This is a genomic window from Ectobacillus panaciterrae DSM 19096, from assembly GCF_000430785.1.
In the GTDB taxonomy this organism is placed as follows: Bacteria; Bacillota; Bacilli; order Bacillales; family Bacillaceae_G; genus Ectobacillus; species Ectobacillus panaciterrae.
Genome location: NZ_AUMR01000114.1, coordinates 1 through 10,288 on the forward strand (window position 1 = coordinate 1; position 10,288 = coordinate 10,288).

A 10,288-nucleotide genomic window follows, 5' to 3' on the forward strand; every position below is an offset into this window, starting at 1 on the left:
ACAGGCTTGATAAGACAGGATTCTTCCGCTGCCTTCCCCACCTATTCGGATTACAGCGTTACATGAAATCATGTATATTCCTTACTTATCTAATAGCACCCATCTTTGCGAAAAGAGCCTAAGTAAAAAAGCCCTGCATACACACTCCCATTGTACGCAAGGCTCTTTCCTATCTGCTCTTCTCCGCAGCCTCCTGCTTGAAGAAACTCTTCATCGCATTGAACACATCTGCTTTTTGTTTCAGAATATAATAACGGAAATTTTCATCATTGATGTTTTTATAAGCAGACATTAGGGTTGAATGGCGGTTATATTGGTTCACTTCCCCATACCCGAACATGTTGCACACCTTCATCAGATCTTGCACAAGCTTGACGCAGCGCGCATTGTCGGATGTAAGGTTATCGCCGTCAGAGAAGTGGAACGGATAGATATTGTAGCGGTTCGGCGAGTATTTTGTTTCAATTAACTCTAACGCTTTTCGATAAACGGATGAACAGATCGTTCCGCCGCTTTCTCCTTTTGAGAAGAATTCGTCTTCTGTGACGACTCGTGCTTCTGTGTGGTGGGCGATAAATTCGATATCAACTGTTTCATATTTAGTGCGCAAGAAACGTGTCATCCAAAAGAAGAAGCTGCGCGCCATATACTTTTCCCAAATGCCCATGGAACCGCTTGTGTCCATCATCGCTAATACGACTGCTTTGGATTCCGGCTTCAGCACTTCATTCCATGTACGGAATTTTAAGTCTTCCGGATGGATTGGGTAGAAGGATGGTTTGCCGCTCATCGCATTGCGCTTGTAAGCTGCAATCATGGTTCGTTTTTTATCGATATTACCCATGAGTCCTATTTTTCGAATATCATTAAATTCAACGTGCTCTAATTTGTTTTCATCGGCTTCTTTTTTCTTTAAGTTCGGCAATTCCAGCTCTCTGAAAAGAGCCTGTTCGAGCTCCATGAGGGATACTTCTGCCTCATAGTAATCTTCGCCTGTTTGATCGCCTGCACCTTGACCTTTTCCGGCGCCTTTTTGCTGGCCGCCCGAGCCGTCGCGTGCAACTACGTCTCCTATTTTGCTTTCTCCGGTGCCTTGCCCGACATGCTTGTTTTTGTCATAGTTATAGCGAATTTTGTACTCATCCAATGAACGAATGGGAATTTTCACAACGTCCCTGCCGTTGGACATGATAATGCTTTCTTCAGTGATTAAGTCTGCGAGGTTATTTTTGATCGCTTCCTGCACCTTTTCTTGATGGCGCTGCTGATCGTCATGTCCTTTACGGTGGAGGGACCAATCTTCTCGGGAAATCGTATAATTATTCTTGTTGTCTTCACTCATCTTTTTTCCCTCCTTATAAATTTAATAGTAAGAACCTAAACCTACACACGAAAGCTTCTACACATCTCCAGACACATGCACCATTATGAGTTGTATTGCATATGGTATTGTGTCGGCTTTTTTTGTTCAGAAGTAATGGTTGGTTACTCTATCATATGCGGATCGCATGAATAATTGACAAATAATTTAGATAATTGAACGCTTCATTGTATAAATGGACATGCATAATGATACATTTTAAAAGGTGCAAAAAAGCATGCCCAAGAGGCATACTTTTTTCACTTGTTATCGGTTCAGCAAGCTTCCTACATAGCGGAGGAGCTCATTGGCAGATGAGGAGTTATAGCCGTGTTCATCTATCAATCTCGCTACAACTTCATTGATTTTCTTCAGCTGACTTTCATCTGGCGTTTTGGAAGATGTCGTGATTTTCACAACGTCCTTCAAGTCTGCAAATAGCTTCTTCTGAATTGCTTCGCGCAAGCGTTCGTGAGAGTTATAATCAAATCGTTTTCCTTTACGCGCGTACGCTGAGATGCGGATAAGAATTTCTTCGCGGAATGCTTTTTTCGCATTTTCAGAGATACCGATTTGCTCTTCAATGGAGCGCATAAGCTTTTCATCCGGACTCATTTCTTCTCCTGTTAACGGATCACGCAACTTCGCCTTATTGCAGTATGCTTCTACATTATCCAAATAGTTATCCATCAGTGTTTTAGCGGATTCTTCATAGGAGTATACGAATGCCTTTTGCACTTCCTTCTTGGCGATGTTGTCATACTCTTTGCGGGCAAGGGAAATGAAGTTCATGTAGCGTTCGCGGTCTTCGTTGCTGATGGACGGATGCTGGTCTAATCCGTCTTTTAAGGAGCGCAGTACATCGAGCGCATTAATGGATGGAACTTCTTTTCTTATAATAGTAGAAGAAATTCTGTTAATTACATAACGCGGGTCGATGCCGCTCATACCTTCATCTTGAAATTCGCGCTGCATTTCTTCAACGTCAATTGTATTGTAGCCTTCAACCATTTCGCCGTCATACAGACGCATCTTTTTAATCAAATCGATGTCCGGGCGCTTCGGTTCTTTTAAACGCGTTAAAATAGTGAACATCGCGGCAACGCGCAATGTATGCGGAGCAATATGAACATTCGATACGTCGCTTTCACGAATCATTTTCTCATAAATTCGTTCTTCCTCGCTTGCTCGCAAGTTATACGGGATCGGCATAACGATGATACGGGAATGCAGCGCTTCGTTTTTCTTATTGGAAATGAACGAGCGGTATTCTGTTTCATTTGTATGCGCCACGATTAATTCATCTGCGGAAATCAACGCAAAGCGCCCTGCTTTGAAATTGCCTTCCTGTGTAAGAGAAAGCAAATGCCAAAGGAATTTTTCATCGCACTTCAACATCTCCTGAAACTCCATCATCCCGCGATTTGCCTTGTTTAGCTCCCCATCAAAGCGATACGCGCGCGGATCAGATTCAGAGCCATATTCAGCGATTGTCGAAAAGTCGAGACTTCCTGTTAAATCCGCGATATCCTGCGATTTCGGATCAGACGGACTGAATGTCCCGATTCCCGTACGGCGGTCTTCCGAGAAGAAGATACGCTCTACCATAACATCCTCAATACGTCCCCGGTATTCTTTTTCCAGACGCATTAAGTTTAATGGAGATAAGTTTCCTTCAATACGTACGCCATATTCTTGAAAGAAATCCTGACGTAAGTGATGCGGAATGAGATGCAAAGGATCTTCATGCATCGGGCAGCCTTTAATTGCATAAACAGCGCCCTCATCTGTATGAGAATACGCCTCTAAGCCACGCTTCAGCATAGTAACCAGAGTAGATTTACCTCCGCTGACCGGCCCCATAAGAAGCAAAATGCGCTTTCTCACATCCAAACGCTTCGCAGATGGATGAAAGTACTCTTCTACAAGACGTTCTAGCGCATCCTCCAAGCCGAATAATTGATTGCTGAAGAACTTATATCTCTTTTTCCCCTCAATCTCCTGAATACCAGCATCTTTAATCATATTATAAATACGAGAATGAGCAGTTTGCGCTACCCATGGTCTTTCCCTTACGATCTCCAAATACTCCCCAAACGTTCCTTCCCATTTCAGCAGTTGCTCAGTCTCTCGATGTTGCTCGATTTTTTTTAGAATATCCATGCCGGACCTCCCCCATTGTCTTGTTCAAAAAAGGATTATTATAAACTTATGCAAGGATGTCCTTAAACATTCTTACGAATCCATATCGCGAAAACTTTCAGAAATTTCTCAACAACAGCTTGTCAAAATCCGTTATAATAATAGGAGTGGGGAGAATAGACAAAGGGAGGAATGGCTGTGAAACTCGTTTTAATTTTAGGGGTAATGGTGACATTTTTAAGTGCGATTTTTACTGCTGGTTATGATGACAAACCGGGCATGAACAAATAAAGCCCGGCTCCTTTGTATATATGAGTGAATTATAATTTCGACATTTCCATGTGCTATGTGTAACCAAAAGGGAGGGCTGTATGCTTCTTCTCTCTGGTTTACCTTTGTATGAACAAAGGTTTGACCGCTTCTTCACGTCACTGGATGATCTCTCCCCACTATAAAAAGACGGTTTTTTATTCACTTGTATATAGAAGTATAATTTCTCCAGTTCATCTACCGGAAGCGGCTTATAAAATAGCAGCCTTGGGCAAATTTCGTTTCATTTTATATTTTTTAATTATCCATAAAAAAAAGCTGTCGTGAGCAGACAGCTTCTCTTATATAACATGTTAATTCAATCCAGGATAATTTTGCTGCCGCAATGCTTCATATACAAGAATAGCAGCGGTATTAGACAGATTAAGCGATCGAACATTATCGTTCATCGGAACGCGAAGACATCGATCGAAATTTGCCTCGATGACCTCAGATGGCAGCCCCTTCGTTTCACGGCCGAATACAAAGTAGTATTCTTTGTCCAGATTACTGTAATCAAATTCTGTATGCGGCTTTTTACCGTGCTTTGTTAAATAGAAGAATTCGCCGCCTTCATTTTTTTCATAAAACTCTTCAATTGAATCGTAATAGTAAATAGAAACATGTTCCCAATAGTCCAATCCTGCACGCTTCAGCATTTTATCGTCTGTAGAGAAGCCTAACGGCCGGATTAAATGCAATGCTATGCCTGTTGCTGCACATGTACGAGCAATATTTCCTGTATTAGCCGGAATTTCTGGCTGATATAAAACAATGTGTATTCCCACAATCTTCACCTCGACTTTTCTCTACAACGTATTATACCACTTCATTTTAAAATGAACAGAAGCGCTGTTTTACGTATTATCAAGAATATGAAAAAATTTATACTTCATCTGCGGTGTGTATTTGCTTGAATCCTCATATGACCAATAACGATGGCGGCTGTCAGCGGAATGCGCATTTACAAGCGGCATGCCGTTTGCATCCTTTGCTGTTACAATCGTCGTATGATTCCACCGTCCGTCATCTTCAAAGTCATAAGCAATCACGTCTCCAAGAAGCAATTCTTCCGGCCTTTCCACCCGCTTGGCGCGCAGTCCCGCCGGTGTACCGGAAAGATACCACTGAAACGAATGCGCAACAGCCCAGCTCCAGCTCCACTGTTTGTTTTGCTGCCACCAGCCGCTTCGTACATTCGGGTAGCCTATCATCGGTGATTCGCCTGCATGCAGGCATTGTGAAATGAAGTTGGTGCAGTTATCTTGAAAGTTCCGATATGCAGGATTGCGTCTGTTCCACCATGCCTCTGCATATTTTACCGCTTCTAAGCGATTATATTTATAAGGAACTCCAGAGCCTTTTCCTTTTGTAACTTCCCGCTCTAAACTTTCTATCGGCTCTTCTGCCTCCGGAGCATGAATAAATAGGCTATCCACTGCTTGATTTGCTTCTAAAATAATCCTTCTTTCCAAACACTCTTCTTCCATGTATATCAAATCTCGCTGTTTAATCAAATATTGGAGATGTACCGCATAATCTGATTCCTTTTTTTGGTCTATCGTCAGCTCTCGTATCAAAGCAACATGAGCATTGCATTTCACGACTTCAGCTTCTCTTGCCTTTAGCACATTCTTTTTCCGTTGAATCATCGCCAATAAATCGTCAGGCATATCTTTGCTGGCAATCCGATTCCCCGTGATTAACTCGAGATGCTGTTGTGTTATCGCTTCTAAAATGGGCTTCACGTTCATTCTGATTCCCCCCCTCATCTTACGATATGAGAGAGAAGAAAGAAACTTGTAATGTTTTAACGATTTTGCAGCATATGCAGTCCTTTTTCCATTTCAGCCAAAACTTGTTCGTCCGCTTCTATTTCTTTCGCTTCTATAATATATGCAGCTGTATCGGGTTGTCCGATTTTCCCAAGCGCCCATGCTGCCGTACCGCGCATAACAGGACGAGGATCATTTTTCATAACGGCAATTAAGTCGGGAATAGCTGTTTCGTCCTTATAATGAGCAAGTGCCAAAATAGCATTTCTCTGAATCGGCTTTTTCCCACGCCATGATCCAGACATCGGGCCGTACTTCTCTTTGAACTCACGGTTCCCAATCGTTAAGAGCGGCTTCAAGAGCGGTTTTACAAGCTCTGGATCCGGCTCCATTTCCGGGTGAAGATGAAAATCAATTCCTTTGTTTTTCGGGCATACCGTCTGACACGTATCACAGCCGTACAAACGATTTCCAATTTCCGCACGGAATTCTTCTGCAAGAAACCCCTTCGTCTGTGTCAGGAATGCAATGCATCTTTGCGAATCGAGCTGTCCGCCTTGAATAAGCGCACCGGTCGGACATACGTCCACACATTTATTGCATGAGCCGCAGCCATCTTCAATTGGTGTATCAGGCGAAAAAGGAAGGTTCGTAATCATTTCTCCCAGGTATACATAAGAGCCAAATTCCGGTGTAATAATAGAACAATTTTTGCCGCTCCAGCCGATCCCGGCGCGCTCGGCCACAGCACGGTCGCTTAATTCTCCCGTATCAACCATAGATGTAATTTTCACATCAGGAACACGCTCTTTCAGAAAGGCCTCCAGCTTTTGCAGACGGTCGCGCAAAATCGCGTGATAGTCCTGCCCCCATGAAGCTCGGCAGAAGATGCCGCGGCGCTCTCCCCGCTTGCTTTGCGGGGCATTCTTCAGCTTTGACGGATACGCAAGTGCAATAGCGATAATGGATTGTGCTCCCGGAAGCAAGATCCCCGGCTCTGTACGCTTTTCTGTATCAGCTTCTTCAAAGCCCGACTGATATCCGAGCTCTTGCTGCTGGATAAGGCGCTGCCTCAATTCTGTAAAGGGGGAAGCACTGGCAAATCCGATTTTATCAATTCCGATTTCTTTGCTGTATGCAATCAGCTCTCGTTTTAACTGTTCAAAATGCATAACACTCCTCCTTTCTTATATACATTAAAAAACGCAATGCCCCGTTTATCTAAGAAACGAAACACTGCGTTATCACATAGTAAGTATAGCTTTACATATAAATGCTCTTGGAGCGGGTGATGAGAATCGAACTCACGACCAGAGCTTGGAAGGCTCTTGTTTTACCACTAAACTACACCCGCGAGAAATAATTTGTTAAGTTTATGTTAAGAATTATAGCACCGTTTTAACAAACAAGCAAGAATTTTAGCGAAAAAAGTCGAAAAAAATGAATTGATAGAAAATATAACTATTTACTGCAGTAAAACACTGTTTACAGTATAGAACAAAAGAGTTTCCTGTAAACATGGAAACTCTTTTGTTCATTATTTTGTCACATTCTCGTGCAGGTCTAACCGCAGAACAGCTTCCGCTAACAATGTATTATATAGAGGAAATTTGCTGCACTCTGAAGGTTGCCTTCTTTTACAGTCAGCTTCTCAATCCAACGCGAATTAGGATTTTTTTAGAAATTCATTAAAGTAAAAAGCAATGAGATATTCTCATCACTTTTTTTCTGCTGCCTGTTCAATAGCTTTTTTCAGACTATCATAATCTGGATTAGAAGGCTTGCCGTTTACATATACAGTAGGTGCCCCTTGTACGCTCAGCTTTAAGGCAATATCCTTATCCTTTTGGACAAGCTCCTTCATCTCTTTACTGTTTAAATCCTTTTTAAACTGCTCTAAGTTGATTTCAGGCAGCTTCGTCTTTACCAAGTCTATAAGGAAGGCCTCTGTTAACCATTCCTCGTCTGTACTTTTCTGGCTTTGATATACCTCATCGTAAAATTTCCAAAATGCAGCTTTATTTTGTTTATAAATCGCTTCTCCTGCTTGGGCACCAAGATCAGAATCCTTGCCGATAAATGCAAAGTTAATAAAATGCAGCTGTACCTTCCCTGTATCGATGTAATCCTTCTTTAACTGTGGAAACACTGTTGCATCCCACGTACGGCAGGCAGGGCATTTAAAATCGCCAAACTCCACCATTTGCACAGGCGCATCCTTATCTCCCAACGCTTGCTGGTTTGTGTAATCAAAAGGATCCTTTTGGCTTTCTTTCTTCTTTTGAACAATACTATAACCAATCGTTCCTGCCAGAATTAGAAATGCCATTGAAAAGATAATAAGTAAAACAGAAAAGTTTTTTGTCTTCATACTTCATTCCTCTTTGTTTGTTTTTCACGATACTATTTGTAGTATGACCATTGCATGAGAGTATACTCTTTAGAAACATACATTATCCATGATACCAATGTTGATTTGCGCCGTCCAATACTAACCCATGATGACACAATATTGACACAAGTGTCTTTACTCATAAGAAACTGCGCATGGGAAAAACTCGTACTCGGTTCTTTTTTAGGTGGGTGTAGTGTGCCTGCTGGGTTTAGTAACGGTCAAATCCTTTTAAATGCCCTCGCCCGGGTCTTTTGATTAAGCATACAGGTTTGTTCTTTTGTGTGCTGTATACTGCAAGCTTCAACGAGGAAACATAAGAAATTAATAGCTCCAAACATACAGAGCATCTCCAGATCATTTAATCCTTTTGTAAACTTCAATTAGAAAAGGTTTTAGGCTATACTAACTCCATAAGTTCAAACTTTTGTCATAGGTTTTTCACTATAAGCATGTTAAAATAAGAAGGCTATCATATCGTAAGAGGAGGCTGCTGAATGAGCACACCGAACAGTCCTGCAAACGGACGTAACTATACAGCTCTTGTTGTAGGGCTTTCTATTGTTGTAAACGCACTTATCCTCCTGCTGTTCTTTGGACCTGTAGGATATAAAGGCAAAGTAGGCTTTGATACTTCTATCCTTCCGCGCATTAACGCCGTTTTAAACAGCTTCACGTTCATCTTCTTGGTTGCAGCGCTGTATTTTATCAAAAGGAAAAACATTACCCTTCACAAACGCTTTATTCTCGCTGCATTCACGACAACATTGCTATTCTGTGTTTCTTATGTGACGCACCAATACTTATCGCAGCCAACGCATTATGGCGGTGCAGGTCTTTTGCGGTACATTTACTTCTTTATCTTAATTACGCACAGTGTACTGGCCGCTATTATCGTGCCGCTCGCTTTATTTTCCCTCATTTGGGGCTGGACGGGACAAGTTGCAAAGCACCGCAAGATCGTGAGATGGTCCATGCCAATTTGGCTGTATGTGAGCTTTACCGGGGTTATTGTTTATCTGATGATTTCGCCGTATTATTGAATCATAAAAAAGCCTTCCGATATCGGAAGGCTTTTTTATGATTGTAAAGTGCTATGCTTTTAGCGCGTATATCTAACAAAAAAGACGGCTTCCATTATGGAAACCGTCTTTTTCATTTATACCGGTGGCCGGGGTCGAACCGGCACTCCAGAGGAACACGATTTTGAGTCGTGCGCGTCTGCCAATTCCGCCACACCGGCATGGAGGCGGCAACCGGATTCGAACCGGTGGTAAAGGTTTTGCAGACCTCTGCCTTACCTCTTGGCTATGCCGCCATATATTTTGGAGCGGAAGACGGGATTCGAACCCGCGACCCCAACCTTGGCAAGGTTGTATTCTACCACTGAACTACTTCCGCATGTTTTGGCTGGGCTAGCTGGATTCGAACCAACGAATGACGGAGTCAAAGTCCGTTGCCTTACCGCTTGGCTATAGCCCATTGAATAATTATCATATATGAAGTACTTAACTGTAATTTTACACCATCTTAAAACTTAAGTAAAGTTTTAAAAATGGGGCGATCGATGGGAATCGAACCCACGAGTGTCGGAGCCACAATCCGATGCGTTAACCACTTCGCCACGACCGCCATTATATGATTGGCAGGGGTAGTAGGAATCGAACCCACACCGGAGGTTTTGGAGACCTCTGTTCTACCTTTAAACTATACCCCTAGGAATGGTGGAGGGGGACGGATTCGAACCGCCGAACCCTGAGGGAGCGGATTTACAGTCCGCCGCGTTTAGCCACTTCGCTACCCCTCCAACATAAAATGGTGCCGGCTAGAGGACTTGAACCCCCAACCTACTGATTACAAGTCAGTTGCTCTACCAATTGAGCTAAGCCGGCATAATTCTATATTTAAAAACTTAATTACCGCGCTCTGAAAATAGAGCTAAGACGGCAATTTTATTCGTTATTTAAATAGAATGGCTCGGGACGGAATCGAACCGCCGACACGAGGATTTTCAGTCCTCTGCTCTACCGACTGAGCTACCGAGCCAAATGGCGGTCCCGACCGGGATCGAACCGGCGATCTCCTGCGTGACAGGCAGGCATGTTAACCGCTACACCACGGGACCATTTGGTTGCGGGGACAGGATTTGAACCTGCGACCTTCGGGTTATGAGCCCGACGAGCTACCGGACTGCTCCACCCCGCGACGTTATAAAAACATTTAAATTATATGGTGGAGGATGACGGGCTCGAACCGCCGACCCTCTGCTTGTAAGGCAGATGCTCTCCCAGCTGAGCTAATCCTCCACTA

The 10,288-nt window shown here is 43.0% G+C and carries 7 protein-coding genes and 13 tRNA genes; 1 reads left to right on the forward strand and 19 read right to left on the reverse strand.

The genetic code is table 11. The annotated features are described in order from the left end of the window. Positions 1-169: 169 nt before the first annotated feature. The 7 genes from yhbH to H540_RS0119920 all read right to left on the reverse strand — a co-directional run bounded on the left by yhbH (position 170) and on the right by H540_RS0119920 (position 7,957). Positions 170-1,342, reverse strand: coding sequence for a sporulation protein YhbH (gene yhbH / locus H540_RS0119885; RefSeq protein WP_028402103.1), 1,173 nt, complete (start codon positions 1,340-1,342; stop codon positions 170-172). 285 nt (positions 1,343-1,627) lie between these two features. Beyond that, positions 1,628-3,523 carry a PrkA family serine protein kinase gene (locus H540_RS0119890; RefSeq protein ID WP_028402104.1) on the reverse strand — a complete coding sequence of 632 codons (1,896 nt, stop codon included), beginning with the start codon at positions 3,521-3,523 and terminating at the stop codon, positions 1,628-1,630. Positions 3,524-4,125: 602 nt separating this feature from the next. Next, positions 4,126-4,599 (reverse strand): tRNA (uridine(34)/cytosine(34)/5-carboxymethylaminomethyluridine(34)-2'-O)-methyltransferase TrmL, encoded by a 474-nt coding sequence (gene trmL / locus H540_RS0119900; RefSeq protein WP_028402105.1) that lies wholly within the window; start codon positions 4,597-4,599, stop codon positions 4,126-4,128. A 69-nt stretch (positions 4,600-4,668) separates the two neighbouring features. Next, the gene (locus tag H540_RS0119905) at positions 4,669-5,565 is read right to left on the reverse strand and encodes an amidase domain-containing protein (RefSeq protein ID WP_028402106.1); all 897 of its coding nucleotides are present in this window, start codon (positions 5,563-5,565) and stop codon (positions 4,669-4,671) included. A gap of 56 nt (positions 5,566-5,621) precedes the next feature. Further along, positions 5,622-6,758: a tRNA epoxyqueuosine(34) reductase QueG gene (gene queG, locus H540_RS0119910; protein ID WP_028402107.1), complete on the reverse strand. Its 1,137-nt coding sequence runs from the start codon at positions 6,756-6,758 to the stop codon at positions 5,622-5,624. A 108-nt stretch (positions 6,759-6,866) separates the two neighbouring features. Then, positions 6,867-6,940: transfer RNA gene (locus H540_RS0119915), tRNA-Gly, on the reverse strand. Positions 6,941-7,303: 363 nt separating this feature from the next. Beyond that, positions 7,304-7,957 carry a DsbA family protein gene (locus tag H540_RS0119920; protein WP_028402108.1) on the reverse strand — a complete coding sequence of 218 codons (654 nt, stop codon included), beginning with the start codon at positions 7,955-7,957 and terminating at the stop codon, positions 7,304-7,306. Positions 7,958-8,475: 518 nt separating this feature from the next. On the opposite strand from H540_RS0119920, the gene H540_RS0119925 reads away from it, so the two are divergent. Then, a complete protein-coding gene (locus H540_RS0119925; protein ID WP_028402109.1) occupies positions 8,476-9,021 on the forward strand; it encodes a DUF420 domain-containing protein in 546 nt (181 codons plus the stop codon). A gap of 119 nt (positions 9,022-9,140) precedes the next feature. Here H540_RS0119925 and H540_RS0119930 read toward each other — a convergent pair. The 12 genes from H540_RS0119930 to H540_RS0119985 form a co-directional block, all read right to left on the reverse strand. Further along, positions 9,141-9,221, reverse strand: a tRNA-Leu gene (locus H540_RS0119930). Between the two features lies 1 nt (position 9,222). After that, positions 9,223-9,296, reverse strand: a tRNA-Cys gene (locus H540_RS0119935). A gap of 8 nt (positions 9,297-9,304) precedes the next feature. Further along, positions 9,305-9,379: transfer RNA gene (locus H540_RS0119940), tRNA-Gly, on the reverse strand. A 6-nt stretch (positions 9,380-9,385) separates the two neighbouring features. Then, a tRNA-Gln gene (locus tag H540_RS0119945) sits at positions 9,386-9,460 on the reverse strand. A 74-nt stretch (positions 9,461-9,534) separates the two neighbouring features. Beyond that, positions 9,535-9,610 (reverse strand) — tRNA-His (locus H540_RS0119950). An 11-nt stretch (positions 9,611-9,621) separates the two neighbouring features. Next, a tRNA-Trp gene (locus tag H540_RS0119955) sits at positions 9,622-9,695 on the reverse strand. Positions 9,696-9,700: 5 nt separating this feature from the next. Further along, positions 9,701-9,785: transfer RNA gene (locus H540_RS0119960), tRNA-Tyr, on the reverse strand. A gap of 9 nt (positions 9,786-9,794) precedes the next feature. Then, positions 9,795-9,870 (reverse strand) — tRNA-Thr (locus H540_RS0119965). An 81-nt stretch (positions 9,871-9,951) separates the two neighbouring features. Next, positions 9,952-10,024 (reverse strand) — tRNA-Phe (locus H540_RS0119970). A gap of 3 nt (positions 10,025-10,027) precedes the next feature. Then, positions 10,028-10,103: transfer RNA gene (locus tag H540_RS0119975), tRNA-Asp, on the reverse strand. Positions 10,104-10,106: 3 nt separating this feature from the next. After that, positions 10,107-10,183: transfer RNA gene (locus H540_RS0119980), tRNA-Met, on the reverse strand. Between the two features lie 25 nt (positions 10,184-10,208). Continuing rightward, positions 10,209-10,284, reverse strand: a tRNA-Val gene (locus tag H540_RS0119985). Between the last annotated feature and the right edge of the window lie 4 nt (positions 10,285-10,288).